The following is an 18,243-nucleotide window of genomic DNA, read 5'->3' as shown; positions in this document are numbered from 1 at the left end:
CCGGTGACCCGGGTGACGGCGCGGCCCGTGGCGCGGACGGCAACCGTCGCCGGCCGGGTGGCGCTGCGTCTGATCCCGGCGCTGTTCATCGCCGTCCTGTTCGCCTGGCCGGTCCTCGCGCTCGTCCGCCGAGCCGTGCATCTGGCCGCCGCGTCGGGCGAACGACTCGGCGATCTCCTCACGCGTACCGATGCGTGGGCGCTCCTGGGCGTGACCCTCGGGCAGGCGGCGGCGTCGACCGTGCTCGCGCTCGTCGCGGCCGCGCCGATCGCGTGGCTGTACGCCCATGTCGGTGGGCGCGCATCGGTCCTCCTCGCCGTCGCGGTGACGGTGCCGTTCGTGTTGCCGACGGTGGTGGTCGGCGTCGCCTTCCGATCGTTGCTGAGCGGCCCGCTGTCCTTCCTGCACATCCAGTCCGGGCTCGGCGCGGTGCTGGCGGCGCATGTGTTCATCAACGTCGCCGTCGTCGTGCGCGTGGTGGGTGCGGCGTGGCGGAACCTCGACCCCCGACTGCTGGAGGCTGCGCGCACCCTGGGCGCCGGACGACTGCGCGCGACGCTGACTGTGGTGATCCCCAGGCTGCTACCCGCCACAGCCGGTGCAGCCGCGTTGATCTTCCTGTTCTGTTCCACCAGTTTCGGCGTCGTGATCATTCTGGGTGCGGGACAGTTGCGCACCCTCGAGACCGAGATCTACACCCAGGCCATCGGCTACTTCCGCATCCCGGAGGCGGTGGTGTTGTCGATGGTGCAGATCGTCGTCGTGTTCGCGGCCCTGATGCTCACCCGTGTGTTCGCCGATCCCGCCGGGACCGGCTCCGCCCGTGGCGGCGCCGAGCGGCGTCGTCGGGATGCGGCGTTCGCGAACGGTCGGTTCGTGCTTCCGGCGATGTTGTTGGTGGGCGGGTGGACGGTGCTGCTGCTCGTCGGGCCGGTCGTGGTCCTGATGGCGCGATCGGTGCGGCCGACGGCCGGGGGTGACTGGACGCTCGCCGGATACCGGGCCCTCGCCGAACCGGTCAACGGGGTCACCCCGCTGGAGAGCCTCGAGTATTCGCTGGTGTCGGCGGCGTTCGCGACCCTCATCGCCGTCGTCGTGGGCATGCTCGCCGCGGTCGCGCTCCACCGTTCCCGCGGGGTGGTCGGTGCGATCGCCTCGGCCATCTCTCTCGTCCCGCTCGGGATCAGTGCTGTCACCCTGGGTTTCGGATATCTGATCGTGCTGGCGTCGATGCCCTACGCGATCGCGGCGTCGCCCGCGATCATCCCGTGCGTGCAGGCGCTGATCGCCATCCCGATGGTCATCCGCATCATCCTGCCCGCGCTCGAGTCGGTACCGGTCCGGCTGCGGCAGGCGGCCGCGACGCTGGGCGCCCGGCCCGCCCGGGTGTTCGCGACGGTCGATCTGCCGATCATCGGCCGTTCGACGGGTGCGGCCGCCGGGTTCGCCTTCGTGATGGCGCTCGGTGAGTTCGGCGCCACCAGCTTCCTGGCCCGGGCCGACACGACGACTCTCCCGGTGCTGATCGGATCGGCTCTCAACCGGCCGGGCGCCGCCAACCTGGCGACCGCGATGGCCGCGTCGGTGGTCCTCGTCGCCGCGACCACCCTCGCCGTGCTGGTGGTCGAGGTGTTCCGGCCGCGAGCGGAGGTGCCGCTGCTGTGACCGGAACCGAACGAGACACCGCGACCGGTTCCCACGCCCTGCTGGAGATCTCCGATCTCACCGTCGCGTACGGCGGGCACACCGTGATCGACGGATTGTCCTGGCGCGTCGGGGGAGCGGGTTCCCTGGTGACCGCGGTCCTCGGCCCGTCCGGTTGCGGCAAGTCGACGCTGCTCCGCGCCGTCGCCGGGCTGGAGCAGCCGACACGCGGGGTCGTGCGCTTCGGCGGTGAGGACCTCGCCGGGGTCGAGGTGCACCGTCGGGACTTCGGCGTGGTCTTTCAGGACGGGCAACTCTTCGGCGGGCGCAGCGTCGCGTCGAACATCGGCTACGGCCTGAGGATTCGTCGGTGGTCGCGCCGCCGGACCGCCCAGCGCGTGACCGAACTGCTCGACGTCGTCGGTCTTCCCGGCTACGAGAAGCGCTCCGTCGACACGCTGTCCGGCGGTCAGGCGCAGCGCGTCGCACTGGCGCGTGCGCTCGCCCCGCATCCGCGGCTCCTGCTGCTCGACGAGCCGCTGGCCGCGCTCGACCGTAGGCTGAGAGATGAACTGGCGGTGGAGATCTCGGAGATCGTACGGGCGGCGGGTGTCCCCACCGTCGTCGTCACGCACGATCACGCCGAGGCCGCGACCATGGCCGACGAGATCGCGGTGATGCGCGCCGGTGCGATGGTGCAGGTCGCCACACCGTCGCTCCTGTGGCGCCGACCGGTCGACGAGTGGACGGCCCAATTCCTCGGGGTCACCACCGTGATCGACGCGCAGCTGCGCGCCGGGGTCGCCGACACCGTGCTCGGTCAGATCGCGCTCGACCTGCCGGACGGTTCTCGCCGACTCGGTCTCCGGCCGGAATCGGTTGCGGTCGCCAGGGCGTCCCCCGACGGCCCGGACGACGACGCGGACACGAACTCCGCCACGGTCGTGCTCGTCGCCGAACTGCCCGCGGGTCCACGCGTGCGCATCGAGACCGCGGTCGGCGAGATCGATGCCGTGGCAGACGAACCCGTCGTCATCGGCGACCGCGTGCGTATCCGTCTGGTGCCCGAGCGGGTCGCGGTGATCGGGTGAGGGCGACCCGGTGACGGAGCGCTGATGACCGACACCGCGCGACGCGAACTGCTTCTCCCGCCCGGCCTGATGGTGCTCGGCGCGACGTCGATGTATCTCGGGGCGGCGGTCGCCGTCGGCATGTTCGACGACGTCTCGCCGTCGGCGGTGGCCTGGTTGCGCATCGCCGGCGCCGCACTGGTGCTGCTGATCTGGGTCCGGCCACCGCGGTCCGCGTGGCAGCCCTCCCGCCTCCGGTTGGCCGGTTGCTTCGGTCTGATCACGGCGGCGATGAACATCACCTTCTACGAGGCCCTCGCGCACCTGCCGATGGGCACCACCGTCGCACTGGAGTTTCTGGGCCCGATCACGGTGGCGGCCTTGGGTTCTCGGACCCGCCGGGACATCGCGGCACTCGTGCTGGCGGGGCTCGGGGTGGTCCTCATCGCCGACGTCCGATGGTCGGGAACCGGTGTGGGGGTGTTGCTGGCCCTGGCCGCGGCCGCCTGCTGGGCCGGCTACATCGTGCTCGGCAAGCGGGTCGCGGCGCGTGGTGCGGGCGTCGAGGATCTCGCCACCGGTTTCGTGATCGCCGCGTTGGCAACCTCACCGCTGGCGTGGTGGGTGCTGGAGGCGGTAGCCGGTTGGGGTTCTTCCGAGGCGGTGCGCGACGGTGCGTCGGCGGCCGCGCTGATCGGTCAGGGCCTGGTGCTGGGCGTGGCGTCGACCGCCATCCCGTACGCCCTGGATCAGGTCGTGTTGCGCCGCGTGGGCCGGGCGCGGTTCGCGATCCTGCTCGCCCTGCTCCCGGTGACCGCGGCGGTGATCGGCCTGATCGTGCTCGGTCAGGTTCCCCGGCCGCTGGAGGCCGTGGGGATCGTGGCGGTCGCGCTGGCGGTCGCGGTGCGGTCGGCAGACCCCGCGGAGCGGTCGATGAACACCGACGAGATCCCGCCGAGCTGATCGTTCAGGCGGCGCGCGCCTTCTTCAGCGCCTTGCTGAGCTCCTTCTTGGTCATGTCCGAGGTGTCGAGCTTGCGCATCCGGTGGATCACCACGGGACACCGCACGCACCGCGTGGAGCTCTTGCAGCACTTCTTCTTGGGCTTCAGAGAGCCCACCTTGACCGCGTCGACCTTGCCCATGCGGCGAGGTTAGCAGACCCTAATAATGGGTGTTCCGACGCCTGTGATCGCGGTCTCACCAGATAAACCGATACTCTGTAGCGTTGAATCCCAAGGTGATCTGCACTTGTCGCCGGTCAGAGCTGTCCGCCGCGAGTCACTGAGTAGTTTCGGCTCGCGCCGAGTGCCGGCCGCCGAAGCGGTCCCCAACCACATGAAAGAGAGCCTGTGAGCGCTGCCCCCACCTTCCGTAACGTCGCGATCGTCGCGCACGTCGACCACGGAAAGACCACCCTCGTCGACGCCATGTTGCGCCAGTCCGGCGTCTTCGGAGAGCGTGCCGAGGTCGTCGACCGGGTGATGGACTCCGGTGACCTCGAACGTGAGAAGGGCATCACCATTCTCGCCAAGAACACCTCGGTGCACCGGCGTCAGCCGGACGGCACCGAAGTGGTGATCAACGTCATCGACACCCCCGGCCACGCCGACTTCGGCGGTGAGGTCGAGCGCGGCCTGTCGATGGTCGACGGCGTCGTGCTCCTGGTCGACTCCTCCGAAGGGCCCCTGCCGCAGACGCGCTTCGTGCTGCGCAAGGCGCTGGCCGCCGAGCTGCCGGTGATCGTGGTCGTCAACAAGACCGACCGCCCCGACGCCCGCATCCAGGAAGTCGTCGACGAGACCCAGGACCTGCTCCTGGACCTCGCGTCCGACCTCGACGAGGAGGCCGCGAAGGCCGCCGAGCTGGTGCTCGAGCTCCCCGTGCTCTACGCCTCCGGCCGCGCCGGTGTGTGCAGCACCGAACAGCCCGCCGACGGTGAGATCCCGGCCGCGGAGAACCTCGACGCATTCTTCGACGTCCTGCTCGAGCACGTGCCCGCCCCCAAGGGTGATCCCGAAGCGCCGCTGCAGGCTCACGTGACCAACCTCGACGCATCGGCCTTCCTGGGCCGCCTCGCGCTCGTCCGCATCCACAACGGCACGCTCCGCAAGGGGCAGCAGGTGTCCTGGTGCCGCGAGGTCGACGGCAAGCCCGTCGTCGAACGCGCGAAGATCACCGAACTCCTCGCCACCGTCGGCGTCGAGCGCGAACCGGCGGAGTCCGCGTCGGCCGGCGACATCGTGGCCGTCGCCGGTATGCCGGAGATCATGATCGGCGACACCCTCGCCGACCTCGAGAACCCGCAGCCGTTGCCGCGGATCACCGTCGACGAGCCGGCCATCTCGGTGACCATCGGCACCAACTCCTCGCCGCTCGCGGGCCGCGTGTCCGGTCACAAGCTGACCGCCCGCATGGTCAAGCAGCGCCTGGACACCGAACTCATCGGCAACGTGTCGCTGCGGGTGCTCGACATCGGCCGTCCGGACGCCTGGGAGGTGCAGGGTCGAGGTGAGCTCGCGCTCGCGATCCTCGTCGAGCAGATGCGTCGCGAGGGCTTCGAGCTGACCGTCGGCAAGCCGCAGGTGGTCACCCGCAAGGTCGACGGCAAGGTCCAGGAGCCGTTCGAGCACCTGACCGTCGACGTGCCCGAGGAGTACCTCGGTGCGGTCACCCAGCTGCTGGCCGCCCGCAAGGGCCGGATGGAGCAGATGAACAACCACGGCACCGGCTGGGTTCGCATGGAGTTCATCGTGCCGTCGCGTGGCCTGATCGGCTTCCGCACCGACTTCCTCACCGAAACCCGCGGCACCGGTATCGCCAACGCCGTGTTCGACGGTTACGACGCCTGGGCAGGCGAGATCCGCGCCCGCCACACGGGCTCGCTCGTGAGCGACCGTTCCGGCACGGTGACCCCGTTCGCGATGATCCAGCTCGCCGACCGCGGCACGTTCTTCGTGAACCCCGGCGACGACAGTTACGAGGGCCACGTCGTGGGCATCAACCCGCGCCAGGAAGACCTCGACATCAACGTCACCCGCGAGAAGAAGCTGACCAACATGCGGCAGTCCTCCGCCGACGTGATGGAGACGCTGGCCAAGCCGATGCAGCTCGACCTCGAGGCCGCCATGGAGTTCTGTGCCGCCGACGAGTGTGTCGAGGTCACCCCTGAGGTCGTGCGTGTGCGTAAGGTGCACCTGGACTCGTCGACCCGTGCCCGTGAGCGCTCGCGGGCCAAGTCCCGGGACGCAGCGGTCAGCTGACCGCCGAGCCGGTCTCCCGCCGACGGCGGGGGACCGGCATCGTCTGATCGACCGAGAAGCATCTTCATGGGGGTATCCGAGGTGAAACGGGCGAGACCACAGCGGGGTCGCGACGCCACGAACCGGAGCCGTGTGCTCGGGTTGCTCTCGTGCGGTGTCGCACTGCTCATCGCCCTGACGGCGTGCACGGCGGATCCGCCGCCGCCCGTCCGGGACACCGGGCCGCCGCCGACGCCGACCGAGTATCCGGTCGAGAAGACGATCTTCATCGCCACCGACTCGGTGGGGAACGGGTTCAATCCGCACATCGCGGCAGATCAGAACCCGGTGACCACGGCAGTCGCCGCGATGACGCTCCCGAGTGCTTTTTCTCCCGTACAGACGCCCGCCGGACCGGTGTGGGAGCTGCAGCGCCAGTTCGTCACCTCCGCCGAAGTGACGTCGCGTCAGCCCTTCACGGTGACCTACCGCATCCACACCGACGCCCAGTGGTCGGACGGACTGCCGGTCACCGGCGACGATTTCGGCTACCTGTGGCAGCAGATGTCGCGGCAGCCCAACGTGGTGGCCCCGGCGGGCTACCGGCTCATCGACTCGGTGCAGTCCCGGGAGGGCGGCAAGGTCGTCGAGGTGCGCTTCGAGCGGCCGTATCCGGCCTGGCGCGAGCTGTTCACCGGGTTGCTGCCGAGTCACGTCTTCAAGGGCGCTCCGGCCGGCTTCCAGACCGGCATGGACACCGGCAAGCCGGTCTCGGCCGGCCCGTACGCGATCGTCGGGATCGACAAGACCCGCGACGAGGTACGCCTGGCCCGCAACGACCGCTACTGGGTGACGCCGCCGCGGCTGGACCAGATCGTGCTCCGCCGTGCCGGTAGCAACGCGCAGATGCTCGACTCCGTGCGCTCGGGTGACTCCGAGATCGTCGCGCTCGGTGCCTCGCTCGCAACGGCCGCCGAACTGACCGCACTGCCCGGCCTGAAGACCGAACGCAGTCTCACCTCACGCTCGCTGGGCATCAGCGTCAACGCCCGCACCGACGCGATGAGCTCGGTGGAGGTGCGGCGCGCCATCCTCGGCCTCGTCGATCCCCGGCTGACCACGTTCGCCGGTGCGGGGGACTGGATCGTCGAGCCGTACGCGAACACCGTGTTCGCGCCGTCCGACCCGGGTTACACCCCGATCTCGCGCCCGCGTCCCGACCGGGCCGCGGTGGATGCGCTCCTCGCCGGCGCCGGCTACCGCCGGGCGGACCCGGAGACGACCGGACAGACCTCCCCGGTACCCGAGCCGTCGACCGAGGCGCCCGCGTCCGGGACGCCGTCCGCGGCCGGCTCCTCCACCCCGTCCAACCCGGCCGCGACGCCGACCCCGGGGGCGGTCGAGGTCGCGGAGCTGCCCGAGGGCATCCTGCCGTTCCAGAAGGACGGTCAGGACCTGCTCGTGCGCGTGGGAGCGGTGGCCGGTGACCCGCGCGCCATCTCGGCCGCGTCGAGTGTCGTCGACCAGCTGCGCAGCGCCGGAATCCGCTCGCAGGTGGTGACGATGCCGAACAGCGAGCTGTACGGCTCGGCGCTGACCCAGAAGCGCGTCGACCTCGTCGTCGGCTGGACCGGGCTCGGTGTGCCGCCGGCGGCGTCGTTGGCCTCGACCGTCGACTGCAATCAGCCCAAGCCGAGTACCGAGCCGTCGCCCGCCACCCCGCCGACCCCCACCAGCATCGCGCCGAGCGGTGGGGACGTCGGCGACAGCTACGCCAGCAACATCTCCGGTCTCTGCGACCCGAGGTTGATCGAGCTCGCGCGCAACGCGCTGTCCGAGGAGGACCCGATCGGGACCCTCGACCAGGCGGAGCCGCTGTTGGCCGCGCAGGCGATCTACCTGCCGCTGTACCAGGATTCGATGATCGTCGGTGTCACGCCCGCGGTCCGTGACGTGCCGCTCACCGGACCGATCCAGGAGTCGATCTTCGGGACCGCGGTCGACTGGAAGCTCTCGTGACCGAGGCCAACCGGGCCGCGGACCGGCGGCTGCTGCTCGTCCACGCCCATCCCGACGACGAGACGATCATGACCGGTGGGACCATCGCCCGCTATCTCGCCGAAGGCGTCGACGTGCGCGTCCTGACCTTCACCCTCGGCGAGGAGGGCGAGGTCATCGGTGACGAATACGCACAACTGGTCGCCGACGGCGGCGCCGACCAGCTCGGCGGCTACCGGATCGCGGAGCTGACGCGCGCCCTCGCGGCACTGAGCCCAGCCGACGGTCCGGCCCTGACCCCGCGCTTCCTCGGCGGCGCCGGACGCTGGCGCGACTCGGGCATGGCCGGCGCCCCGTCGGCGAACCATCCGCGCGCTCTCGTGCAGGCACCGTTCGACGAGCCGGTCGGCGTGTTGGTCGAGCTGCTCCTCGACTTCGCTCCGCAGGTGGTCGTCAGCTACGACGCGTCGGGAACATACGGGCACCCCGACCACAAGCTCGTGCATGAGGTCACCGCTGCCGCGGTCGCACGCGCCCGTGCGGCCGGCGGCGGCCCCGTGAAACTGTACGAGTCGGTCACCGAGCGCAGCGCGCTCGAGAACGGCCTGGCGGCGGCTCCCGGTGTGCCCGATGGCTGGCGGATGCCCCATCCCGGTGAACTGCCGAGCTACCCTGACGAGCAGATCACCACCGAGGTCGACGTGGCGGCGTACCACTCCCACAAGGTCGCCGCACTCGCCGCACATGTGACGCAGGTGACCGTCGCGCCGTCGGGAACCGAGTTCGCGCTGTCGAACAACATCCTGCAGCCGATCCACCGCCACGAGCACTTCGTCCTCACCGACCACGATCCGCGTGACGCTCTCGGCGGCGACCGGGAGACGGACCTCTTCGCCGGGATCGTGTGAGGACGGTGGGGAACATGTCAGCCCGCGGTACACGCAATCGCACCTCCGGGACTCCGGACCCGAAGAGTCCGACGCGGGGCGGTGGTGGCTCGATGATCGATCCGCACGTCCGTGACCGGCTCCTCCTGGCGCTGCTGATCCTGGACGGCTTCGCGGTGGGCCTTCTCAGCGTGGCGTTCGCGTACCAGCGTTTCGGTGGGGTCGCGCTGCCGGTGGCGGCCCTCGTCGCCGGCCTCCTCAACGCGACGCTGCTCTGGCTGGCGGCCGGGTACACCTCGTCGCCGGTGCGGTATGCCCCGCTCGGCGCCTGGGGGGTGGTGGTTCTCATCGCCGGCGGCCTCCCCGGACCGGGCGGTGACGTCATCCTGAGCACGTCGGGGAACTACCTGGTCCAGACCCTGCTGCTCCTCGTACTGGGCATCGGGCCGGCCGCGGTGCTCAGCTGGACTCACCGGCTACCCGAGGCCGACGACTGACTTTCGCCGGGGCCGATCCTGCGGCGCGCAGGCCGACTACGGCCGAGCGTTAGAGTGTGGACATGGTTCTGCGCGCGTGGGCCGAAGACATCACGGCCCCGATCGAGCGCGTCACAGCGGCCCTGAGCCGTCTCCGTGACGACCCGACAGCCCTCGGCCCGGACGCCCTCGACGACGAGGGCTGGGTCGCGTTGCTGGGCGCCTCCGGCACCGAGCTCGAGGAACTGTGCGAACTCGCCGATGCGGTCCGGGGCCGGGTCACCGAGCCGGGCGTCCTGACCTTCGTCGTGAACCGCAATCTCGACACCGGGGTCGCCGCCCGCCTCATCTCGGATGAACGGCGATCCGACGATCCGACACTCGCCGATCTGGTCGGGGAGGCCGTCGAACTCGGCGCCACCGAGATCTGCATGCAGGGGCCGTTGCCCGCCGACCGGCCGGCCGGTGACTACGTGCGCCTGGTCGAAGAGATCACCGGCGCGGCAGACGGTCTGCACCTGCACGCGTACCGCGCGGCGGAGATCGCCGACGGGGCGGCCCGAACCGGGACGACGGTCGACGAACATCTCCGCCGGTTGCGCGCCGCCGGACTCGGGTCGATCCCCGGAACCGCCGCCCAGATCCTCGACGACACCGTGCGCGGGTATCTGTCGCCGACGGGCTCCGCACCGGCGCGTGAGTGGATCGAGATCGTCGAGGCCGCACACGGCGTCGGCCTGTTCTCGACCGCAACCATCGTCTACGGGCACGTCGAGACCCCCGAGCAGCAGGTCGCACACCTGCGGACCCTGCTCGGAATCCAGCGCCGCACGGGTGGTTTCAGCGAGCTGATCCTGATGCCGATGGTCTCGTCGAACACGCCGCCGCATCTGATCGACGCCGCGACGTCGACCGCGTCGCAACGGGAGACCCGCGCCCTGCACGCGGTCGCCCGCCTGATGTCCACCGGGCTGATCGACCATCTACAGGTTGCCTGGACCAAGCTGGGGTCCGACACCGTCGACCTTCTGCTGCGCGGCGGTGCCGACGACATCGGCGGCCTGCTGCTCGACGGCCGGCTCATGCCGCATGCGGGTCCGGAGGCGGGTCGTGTCCTCGACGTCGACACCCTCGTCGCCGTCGCCGATCGTGCCGGGCGCACGCCACGTCAGCGCACCACCCGCTACACCGAGCCGGAAACGCATCGGCTGCTCCCGCTCCCGCAGGTACGTTCGTGACGGGAACGGCGACGCAGGGGGGTGACCGGGTGGACGACAACGACGGGGTGCACGACGTCGACGTCGCCATCGTCGGTGCCGGCTTCGCCGGCCTCGGCATGGCCACGCAGCTCGCCCGTCGCGGCCGCGAGTCCTTCGTCGTCCTCGAGCGGGCCGACGCAGTGGGCGGTACCTGGCGCGACAACGTCTACCCCGGCATCGCGTGTGACATCCCCGCGCATCTGTACTCGTTCTCGTTCCGCCCACCGGCCGACTGGGCGTCGCGGTATCCGAGCGGCCGCGAGATCCGTGACTATCTCGAACAGACCGTCGCCGACGAGGGTCTCGCCGAGCACATTCTGCTGAACTGCGAACTGCGGCAGGCGACCTGGGACGAGGCTGCAGCCGGCTGGATGATCACCGCGGCCGGCGCGGACGGCTCCGGCCGGACGTTTCGTGCGCGGACGCTCGTCCTCGCCGTCGGCCGTTTGTCCGAGGCCAGGATCCCCGACATCGAGGGTCTCGGGGGGTTCCCCGGTCAGGTCGTCCACACCGCGGCCTGGCACGACGACGTCGCCGTCGACGGGGCCCGGGTCGGTGTCGTGGGCACCGGTGCGTCGGCGGTGCAGCTCGTCCCGCACCTGGCCGACGCCGCCGAAGAGCTCGTCGTGTTCTGCCGGACCGCTCCCTACGTGGTGCCGCGGGAGGACCGCCGCTACACCGCTGAGGAACGTGCCGCCCTGCTCGATCCGGAGGTCGCCGGCGAGGTCCGCCACCAGCTTCTCACCGAGGCCGACGGCGCGTTCCGGCAGCGACTGGGCCTGCATCCCGACATCGACGAGATCCGGGCGCGGGCCCGCGACCACCTCCACCGTCAGGTCGACGATCCGATGTTGCGTGAGCTCCTGACGCCCGACTACGAGATCGGATGCAAGAGAATCCTGCTCAGCGACGACTTCTATCCGTCGCTGCAGCGGCCGAACGTGGTCTTCGAGCCGAGTGCGCTTGATTCCGTCACCGAATCGAAGGCCACCGCACGCAGCGGACGCACCTTCGACCTCGACGTCCTCGTGATGGCAACGGGTTTCGAGTCCGCGCGGCCGCCCGCGGCGAGCCGCGTCGTCGGCCGGGCGGGACTTCGCTTGTCCGAGCACTGGTCGTCGGGGATGACCTCGTACGCGTCGACCGTCGTCAGCGGATTCCCCAACATGTTCGTCCTCGACGGGCCGAATGCGGCGCTCGGCCACAACTCGGCGATCTACATGATCGAGACGCAGCTCGACTATGTGCTCGGCGCTCTGGAGTTCCTCGGGGACAGTGATGTGGGGGCGTTGGAGGTCTCGCCCGAGGCCGAGGCCGCCTACACTCGCGAGATCGACGAGCGCAGTGCGTCGACCGTGTGGCTGACCGGTTGCGACAGTTGGTATGTCGACCCGGACAGCGGACGTCTCACGCTGCTCTGGCCGGGCACCGCGGCGTCGTTCCGCGAACGCAACGGGACCTTCGACCCCGCGCCGTACCTGACCAGTCGTGATCCTTCGGAAGGGGAACGATGACCGACCTCAGCATCCCCACGGTGCGGGCCAAGGCTGTGGAACATCCTGCCGCGGAACGTCCTTCACGTGAGGCGATCGATGCCGCCCTGGCCGCTGCCGAGGCCCGCGAGTCCATCGACATCGACCAGGCGGTCACGCTGTTGTCTTGTGCGGGTGCGGATCTCGTCCGCCTGCAGGCAATCGCCGGTGCGATTCGCGACGAGGGGCTCGACGCGGTCGGGCGTTCGCGCCAGGTCACGTACTCGCGCAAGGTGTTCATCCCGCTGACCCGGCTGTGCCGGGACCGGTGTCATTACTGCACGTTCGTGACGGTGCCCGGCAAACTCGCCCGCGCGGGTGAGGGGTTGTACCTCGAACTCGACGAGGTCGTCGACCTCGCCCGTCGGGGTGCCGAACTCGGCTGCAAAGAGGCGTTGTTCACGCTCGGTGACCGTCCCGAGGACCGGTGGCCCGAGGCGCGCGAATGGCTTGCCGCGCGCGGCTATTCGTCGACCCTCGACTACGTCCGCGCGGCCGCCGTGGCCGTGCTGACCGAGACCGGCCTGCTGCCACATCTGAATCCCGGGGTGATGAGCCTCGAGGAGATCCTGCGTCTGCGTCCGGTGGCCCCGTCGATGGGCATGATGCTCGAGACCACGTCGCGCCGTCTGTACACCGAGAAGGGGCAACCGCACTACGGCAGCCCGGACAAGGACCCGCTGGTCCGGATGCAGGTGCTGCGCGACGCCGGGACCGCGCGGGTCCCGTTCACGACCGGCATCCTCGTCGGGATCGGCGAATCACTGTACGAGCGAGCCGAATCCCTGCTCGCCATCGCGAAGGTGCACGCCGCGGGCGGTCACATCCAGGAGGTGATCGTGCAGAACTTCCGGGCCAAACCCGACACTGCGATGCGATCCACCCCCGACGCGGAGATGACCGAGTTCCTCGCGGCGGTCGCCGTGGCGCGCATCGTCCTCGGACCGCACATGCGGGTGCAGGCGCCGCCGAACCTGGTGTCGCCGGCCGAGTGTGCCGCGCTCATCGCCTCCGGCATCGACGACTGGGGTGGGGTGTCGCCGCTTACCCCCGACCACGTGAACCCCGAACGTCCCTGGCCGAATCTGGATGCACTGGCCGCCCGTACCGCCGAGTCGGATTTCGTTCTCACCGAACGGATCACGGCGCAGCCGACGTATGTGCTCGACGCCGCGAACTGGATCGACCCGGCACTCGCACACCATGTGTCCGCGCTCGCCGACCCGTCGACCGGCCTCGCCGTCGACACGTGCCCGGTGCCGCGTCCGTGGCCCGCGGTGGCCTAGACCCCCCGCGAGATCGCCACCTCTGGGCAGAAGGGCTCCTGATCAGCGGTTCCGGCCGCGAAGTGGCGATGACTTCCCTCGCTGGAGGAGTCGCGATCGAGCCGTGTCGGCATCAGCCGAGCACGGGTGCGAGCGCCTCGTAACCGCCGATCACATCGGTCGCGCGATGCAATCCGAGGTCGTGAAGCGCCGCGGCCGCCAGACTCGACGTGTAACCCTGCTGGCACAGGATGATCCACCGCACATCGTGGTCGACGGCTTGGGGGATGCGTGCGTCGCTGGCCGGGTCGCATCGCCATTCGAGGACGTTGCGCTCGATGACCAGTGACCCCTGGGCCTCGCCCTCCGCGGCGCGCTGGGCCGCCGGTCGGATGTCGACGAGGACGGCGCCGGCCGCGAGTTCGTCGGGCACCGATGCGGCGTCGATCCGTTCGATACGTTCGCGGGCCGCGGCGAGGACGTCGTCGATGGTGCGCGGAGCGGGCTTGTCGCTCATTCGGGTTCGTCGGTCAGGACCGTGCGGGTACGACGCAGGTGGCCGGCGTCGGCCACCTCGTAGTACGACATTGCGGTCAGCGGCGGCGAATAGGCGTGCACACTCAGCGTCGGGCCGGTCACCTCGACCGTCGGGTTCTTCACGACGTCGTGCACCCATCCGAGCGGGAAGGCGGCCTGGTCGCCGGCATCGAGAACGCGCACGGCCAGATCGTCTCCCGTCCAGTGGTACTCCCGCAAGGACCCCGACAGGACGGTCAGCGCACCGAGGGAGCCGGCATGGTCGTGGAGTTCGGTGGCCTCCCCGGGAGTCCAGCTGATGAGCCACAGGTCGAGGTCGTCGTCCGCATACAGGCGCGTCGACCATCGGTGGGTGGTGTCCCACTCGGCCGGGAGAAGGGTGTCGTGACGGCCGTCGAGCACATCGGCCACCCCCTGGTCGGTGATGCGGAGAAGGTCGGCCGGCCGCAGGTGCGTCGGCAGGTGGGTTCGTGTCCGCGGCGCGATCGCGGTCACCGGGCCTCGGGTGCTCGGGGTGACGTTCTTCGGTGGGGAAGCGGCGATCGAGGTGCGAGCCAGGGTCGAGGTCATGGCAGATCCTTGAGAGGGGAGTGGATGTGTGGGTCGGGGCTGATCAGGTCAGCGACAGCACATACACATCGACCGCGAGGTCGGTTCGAGTCCCGGAACGGCCCATCGGCCGGAACGGGGACGGTCTACCGCGACCGGATTCGACACGACGATCATGCCGCCGAGAATGCCCGACGCCTCGGCCGGAGTCGAGAATTGTCGGCACCCTGAGCGAAAGTCGCCCGTCACGCCGGTGGGCACCCGGTCATCGATGTGATCCTCGTTACAGCAAGGCCTTCTGCATGTCTTGGAGCCGGGGGCCGATTTCGTCGTGGACACCACCGCAGCGGATACTGTGGGATGCGATTCGACCAGCCCTCGGATCGCGCCGGCGCCGACGCCGGAGAGTCGTTCGACGCCGAGCTGCTCACCCTGTCGCGCCGACAACGATCTTCCCTAGCGAAGGAGTGAGTGGTGACCTACATCATCGCGGAGCCTTGCGTCGACGTCCTGGACAAGGCTTGCGTGGAGGAATGCCCCGTCGACTGCATCTACGAGGGTGAGCGCATGCTCTACATCCAGCCGGATGAGTGCGTCGACTGTGGTGCGTGCGAACCGGTGTGCCCGGTCGAGGCGATCTTCTACGAGGACGATGTCCCGGATGAGTGGGAGCCCTACGTCAGCGCGAACGCCGACTTCTTCGACGACCTCGGCTCGCCCGGTGGCGCCAGCAAGGTCGGCAAGACCGATGCCGACCCGGCCTTCATCAAGGGCCTGCCGCCGATGAACCAAGAAGACTGACAGCCGACAAGACCGACGGTACGACGCAGACAGACAGTACGAAGAAGACAGAGCGGCCCGCAGTGAGCACACCCATTTCCCGCGCAGCAGCGCCGCTCCGCGTGTCGTCGACGCGCGTGAGCGGTCGGCTGCCCGATTTCCCGTGGGACACCCTCGCGGGTGCGAAAGCCACGGCGCAGTCCCATCCCGACGGCATCGTCGACCTGTCGGTCGGCACGCCGGTGGATCCGGTGCCGGCGCTCATCCGGGACGCGCTGGCCGACGCCTCCGGCTTCCCTGGGTACCCGACCACCATCGGCACCACCGAGCTCCGTGAGGCCGCTGCCGAGTCGCTGACGCGGCGTCACGGTGTCACCGGGCTCGACGAGTCGGGCATCCTCCCGGTGATCGGCACCAAGGAGGCGATCGCCGGCCTGGCGTCGACCCTCGGCCTGGGACCGGGGGACGAGGTCGTGATCCCAGAGGTGGCCTACCCGACCTACGAGGTGAGTGCGCTGCTGGCCGGTGCTCGGCCGGTGCGCGCGGATTCGACCGTCGCGCTGGGGCCGTCGAAGCCCGCGCTGATGTTCATCAACTCGCCGTCGAACCCGACGGGCAAGATCCTCGGCGTCGACCACCTGCGCAAGGTCGTCGGATGGGCACGCGAACGCGGCACCGTCGTGGTGTCCGACGAGTGCTACCTCGGCTTGAGCTGGGAGGGCGAACCGCTGTCGATCCTCGACCCGCGGGTGTGCGACGGCGACCACACCGGTCTGCTGGCCGTGCACTCGCTGTCGAAGATCTCCAACCTCGCGTCGTACCGTGCCGGCTTCTTCGCCGGTGACCCCGATCTCATCGCCGAACTCCTCGCGGTGCGCAAGCACGCCGGCTTGATGCTGCCGTTCCCGATCCAGGGGGCCATGACCGCAGCCCTCCGCGACGACGCGCACGTCGACGAACAGCGTGCGCACTACGCGGATCGTCGTCGTACGTTGCTGGCCGCGGTCGAGGCGGCCGGGTTCCGCATCGACCATTCCGAGGCGGGCCTCTACCTCTGGACCACCCGTGACGAGCCGTGCCGCGACACCGTCGCCTGGCTCGCCGAACGCGGAATCCTCTGTGCGCCCGGTGATTTCTATGGTCCGGCAGGGCAGAAGCACGTCCGCATGGCGCTCACCGCCTCCGACGAGCGCATCGCGGCCGCGGCCGCGCGACTCACCGCGTAAACCCACCACAAACGGAGAAACCCAGCACCCGATGGGTGCTGGGTTTCTCCATGAGTGGTGGGTTTGTGGAACCTCAGTTGTGCTTGTGCAGCGCCTCGTTGAGTGCGATGCCGTCGCCCTTCCACGGCACGACCTCGACCGCGCCGGTCAGGCTGTTGCGCCGGAACAGCAGATTCGACTGACCCGAGAGGTCACGCGCCTTGATCTGGGTGCCGTCGGGGCCGGTCACCTTGGTGCCGGCGGTGACGTACAGCCCGGCCTCGATGACGCAATCGTCGCCGAGCGGGATGCCGCAACCGGCGTTCGCGCCGAGCAGGCAGCGCTTGCCGAGCGAGATGATCTCCTTGCCGCCGCCGGAGAGGGTGCCCATCGTCGACGCGCCGCCGCCGATGTCGGAGCCGTCGCCGACGACCACGCCGGCCGAGATGCGACCTTCGACCATCGACGACCCGAGGGTGCCGGCGTTGAAGTTGACGAAGCCCTCGTGCATCACGGTGGTACCGGCGGCCAGGTGGGCGCCGAGCCGGACACGGTCGGCGTCACCGATGCGGACTCCGCCGGGGACGACGTAATCGACCATGCGCGGGAACTTGTCGATGGAGTACACGGTGACCGGGCCGCGGGCGCGCAGCTTGGCGCGCACCGACTCGAAGTCCTCGACCGCGCACGGGCCGTGGTTGGTCCAGACGACATTCGTGAGCATCCCGAAGATGCCCTCGAGGTTCGCGCCGTGCGGCTCGATGAGCCGGTGGGAGAGCAGGTGCAGTCGGAGGTACACGTCGTAGGCGTCGACCGGGGCGGCGGACAGGTCGGCGATGCCGGTGCGAACCGCGATGGTCCGGACGCCGCGGGCCTCGTCGACACCCACCAGGTCGCGCAGTTCGGACGGCGTCGATTCCTCGTCGAGGACGACGGTCTCGGCGGTCTCGACGCCGTCGAGTTCGGGTGCGGGGAACCAGACGTCGAGCACGACTCCTGGGGTCGACCCCCCGTCGATCACGGTTGCGATGCCAGTTGCGTGTGCGCCAGTAGTTGTCACGACTCGTCAGTCTAGGTGATCGACGACGGCGACTCCCGCCGCCCACCGGTCGTCCAGGCATCGCGGCACTCGGTGCGCGGCGTCATCCGAATGGCTCAAAGTCCTGGTGGGAGCGTGTTCACCGCTCGTATCGTCGCAGCCATGACCGGCCACGACCGACCTTTCCCACCCGCCCCCGGCGCAGACGCCGCCTGCCCTGGGTACTCGGTGGCGTGGGGTTCGTGGTCGTCGTCGGCGTCGCGGTCGCGGCGGTGATCTTCCAGCCGTGGCTGATCTTCGTAGACACCGAGGTCGACGACGAGATCCCGGTCGCCGTGACGCCGTCCACCTCGCAGGTCGGTCAGCCGCCGCCGGTCGCGCCGGTCCTGGTGTCACGGGGACGATTCATCAGCCACGAGCACTCCACCTCCGGAACCGTGTCGATCATCGAGAAGCCGGACGGCTCGCGGGTTCTCGCCATCGAGGACCTCGACACCACCACCGGACCCGATGTCCACGTCTGGCTGTCGCAGGCCGAGGTCGTCGAAGGCCTCGGCGGTTGGCGAGCCGCGGCCGACCCGCCCCACGTCGATCTCGGGATGATCAAGGGCAACAAGGGCAACCAGGTCTACGAGATCCCCGCCGATGTCGACCTCGACGCCTATCCCGCGGTGTTCCTGTGGTGCGTGAAGTTCAGCGTCTCCTTCGGCGCCGCCGAACTGACCTCACCGCCCGCCGACTGACCCCGCTACCGTATGTGC

17 protein-coding genes are annotated in these 18,243 nt (G+C 69.8%); 13 read left to right on the top strand and 4 right to left on the bottom strand.

What is annotated here, in order from left to right:
* Nucleotides 1-3: 3 nt before the first annotated feature.
* The 3 genes from GAA2_RS16595 to GAA2_RS16585 are packed head-to-tail and all read left to right on the top strand — an operon-like array spanning nucleotide 4 to nucleotide 3,677.
* Nucleotides 4-1,665, top strand: coding sequence for an ABC transporter permease (locus tag GAA2_RS16595; RefSeq protein ID WP_191834463.1), 1,662 nt, complete (start codon nucleotides 4-6; stop codon nucleotides 1,663-1,665).
* On the top strand, nucleotides 1,662-2,735 hold the full coding sequence (locus tag GAA2_RS16590) for an ABC transporter ATP-binding protein (protein ID WP_236577661.1): 1,074 nt from the start codon (nucleotides 1,662-1,664) through the stop codon (nucleotides 2,733-2,735). The genes GAA2_RS16595 and GAA2_RS16590 overlap by 4 nt, the downstream gene beginning before the upstream one ends.
* Nucleotides 2,736-2,759: 24 nt before the next feature.
* Nucleotides 2,760-3,677 (top strand): EamA family transporter, encoded by a 918-nt coding sequence (locus tag GAA2_RS16585; protein WP_159405360.1) that lies wholly within the window; start codon nucleotides 2,760-2,762, stop codon nucleotides 3,675-3,677.
* A gap of 4 nt (nucleotides 3,678-3,681) precedes the next feature.
* On the opposite strand, the gene GAA2_RS16580 is transcribed toward GAA2_RS16585, so the two are convergent.
* Nucleotides 3,682-3,858, bottom strand: coding sequence for a hypothetical protein (locus GAA2_RS16580; RefSeq protein WP_191834462.1), 177 nt, complete (start codon nucleotides 3,856-3,858; stop codon nucleotides 3,682-3,684).
* 207 nt (nucleotides 3,859-4,065) lie between these two features.
* Here GAA2_RS16580 and typA point away from each other — a divergent pair, with 207 nt between their 5' ends.
* The 7 genes from typA (at nucleotide 4,066) to cofG (ending at nucleotide 13,393) form a co-directional block, all read left to right on the top strand.
* Nucleotides 4,066-5,976 carry a translational GTPase TypA gene (gene typA / locus GAA2_RS16575; protein WP_024499019.1) on the top strand — a complete coding sequence of 637 codons (1,911 nt, stop codon included), beginning with the start codon at nucleotides 4,066-4,068 and terminating at the stop codon, nucleotides 5,974-5,976.
* A gap of 66 nt (nucleotides 5,977-6,042) precedes the next feature.
* A complete protein-coding gene (locus GAA2_RS16570) occupies nucleotides 6,043-7,974 on the top strand; it encodes an ABC transporter family substrate-binding protein (protein WP_159405361.1) in 1,932 nt (643 codons plus the stop codon).
* Nucleotides 7,971-8,861 carry an N-acetyl-1-D-myo-inositol-2-amino-2-deoxy-alpha-D-glucopyranoside deacetylase gene (gene mshB / locus GAA2_RS16565; RefSeq protein ID WP_159405362.1) on the top strand — a complete coding sequence of 297 codons (891 nt, stop codon included), beginning with the start codon at nucleotides 7,971-7,973 and terminating at the stop codon, nucleotides 8,859-8,861. Before GAA2_RS16570 ends, mshB begins: the two co-directional genes overlap by 4 nt.
* Before the next feature lie 92 nt (nucleotides 8,862-8,953).
* Nucleotides 8,954-9,337: a facilitated glucose transporter gene (locus tag GAA2_RS16560; RefSeq protein WP_159405363.1), complete on the top strand. Its 384-nt coding sequence runs from the start codon at nucleotides 8,954-8,956 to the stop codon at nucleotides 9,335-9,337.
* A gap of 62 nt (nucleotides 9,338-9,399) precedes the next feature.
* Complete coding sequence (locus GAA2_RS16555) at nucleotides 9,400-10,554, top strand: FO synthase (RefSeq protein ID WP_191834461.1); 1,155 nt, start codon at nucleotides 9,400-9,402, stop codon at nucleotides 10,552-10,554.
* 98 nt (nucleotides 10,555-10,652) lie between these two features.
* Complete coding sequence (locus tag GAA2_RS16550) at nucleotides 10,653-12,089, top strand: flavin-containing monooxygenase (protein WP_236577663.1); 1,437 nt, start codon at nucleotides 10,653-10,655, stop codon at nucleotides 12,087-12,089.
* Nucleotides 12,086-13,393, top strand: a complete 1,308-nt coding sequence (gene cofG / locus GAA2_RS16545) for a 7,8-didemethyl-8-hydroxy-5-deazariboflavin synthase CofG (RefSeq protein ID WP_159405366.1) — start codon at nucleotides 12,086-12,088, stop codon at nucleotides 13,391-13,393. The genes GAA2_RS16550 and cofG overlap by 4 nt, the downstream gene beginning before the upstream one ends.
* Nucleotides 13,394-13,505: 112 nt before the next feature.
* Here the strand turns inward: cofG and GAA2_RS16540 are convergent, their stop codons facing one another.
* Complete coding sequence (locus tag GAA2_RS16540; protein ID WP_024499012.1) at nucleotides 13,506-13,889, bottom strand: rhodanese-like domain-containing protein; 384 nt, start codon at nucleotides 13,887-13,889, stop codon at nucleotides 13,506-13,508.
* On the bottom strand, nucleotides 13,886-14,479 hold the full coding sequence (locus GAA2_RS16535; RefSeq protein ID WP_159405367.1) for a cysteine dioxygenase: 594 nt from the start codon (nucleotides 14,477-14,479) through the stop codon (nucleotides 13,886-13,888). Before GAA2_RS16535 ends, GAA2_RS16540 begins: the two co-directional genes overlap by 4 nt.
* A 450-nt stretch (nucleotides 14,480-14,929) precedes the next feature.
* Between GAA2_RS16535 and fdxA the strand changes: the two genes are divergently transcribed.
* Nucleotides 14,930-15,259 carry a ferredoxin gene (fdxA, locus tag GAA2_RS16530; RefSeq protein ID WP_024499009.1) on the top strand — a complete coding sequence of 110 codons (330 nt, stop codon included), beginning with the start codon at nucleotides 14,930-14,932 and terminating at the stop codon, nucleotides 15,257-15,259.
* A gap of 62 nt (nucleotides 15,260-15,321) precedes the next feature.
* Nucleotides 15,322-16,464, top strand: coding sequence for a succinyldiaminopimelate transaminase (gene dapC, locus GAA2_RS16525; protein ID WP_282707224.1), 1,143 nt, complete (start codon nucleotides 15,322-15,324; stop codon nucleotides 16,462-16,464).
* 73 nt (nucleotides 16,465-16,537) lie between these two features.
* Here the strand turns inward: dapC and dapD are convergent, their stop codons facing one another.
* Nucleotides 16,538-17,503 carry a 2,3,4,5-tetrahydropyridine-2,6-dicarboxylate N-succinyltransferase gene (dapD, locus tag GAA2_RS16520; RefSeq protein WP_159405369.1) on the bottom strand — a complete coding sequence of 322 codons (966 nt, stop codon included), beginning with the start codon at nucleotides 17,501-17,503 and terminating at the stop codon, nucleotides 16,538-16,540.
* A gap of 212 nt (nucleotides 17,504-17,715) precedes the next feature.
* On the opposite strand from dapD, the gene GAA2_RS16515 reads away from it, so the two are divergent.
* Nucleotides 17,716-18,225, top strand: a complete 510-nt coding sequence (locus tag GAA2_RS16515) for a DM13 domain-containing protein (protein WP_191834460.1) — start codon at nucleotides 17,716-17,718, stop codon at nucleotides 18,223-18,225.
* Nucleotides 18,226-18,243 lie beyond the last annotated feature (18 nt).

Origin of the sequence: Gordonia ajococcus, from assembly GCF_012974285.1 — a bacterium.
GTDB classification, from domain to species: domain Bacteria; phylum Actinomycetota; class Actinomycetes; order Mycobacteriales; family Mycobacteriaceae; genus Gordonia; species Gordonia amicalis.
Note: the sequence above shows the minus strand (reverse complement) of the source record. Positions and strands in the feature narration are given on the sequence as shown.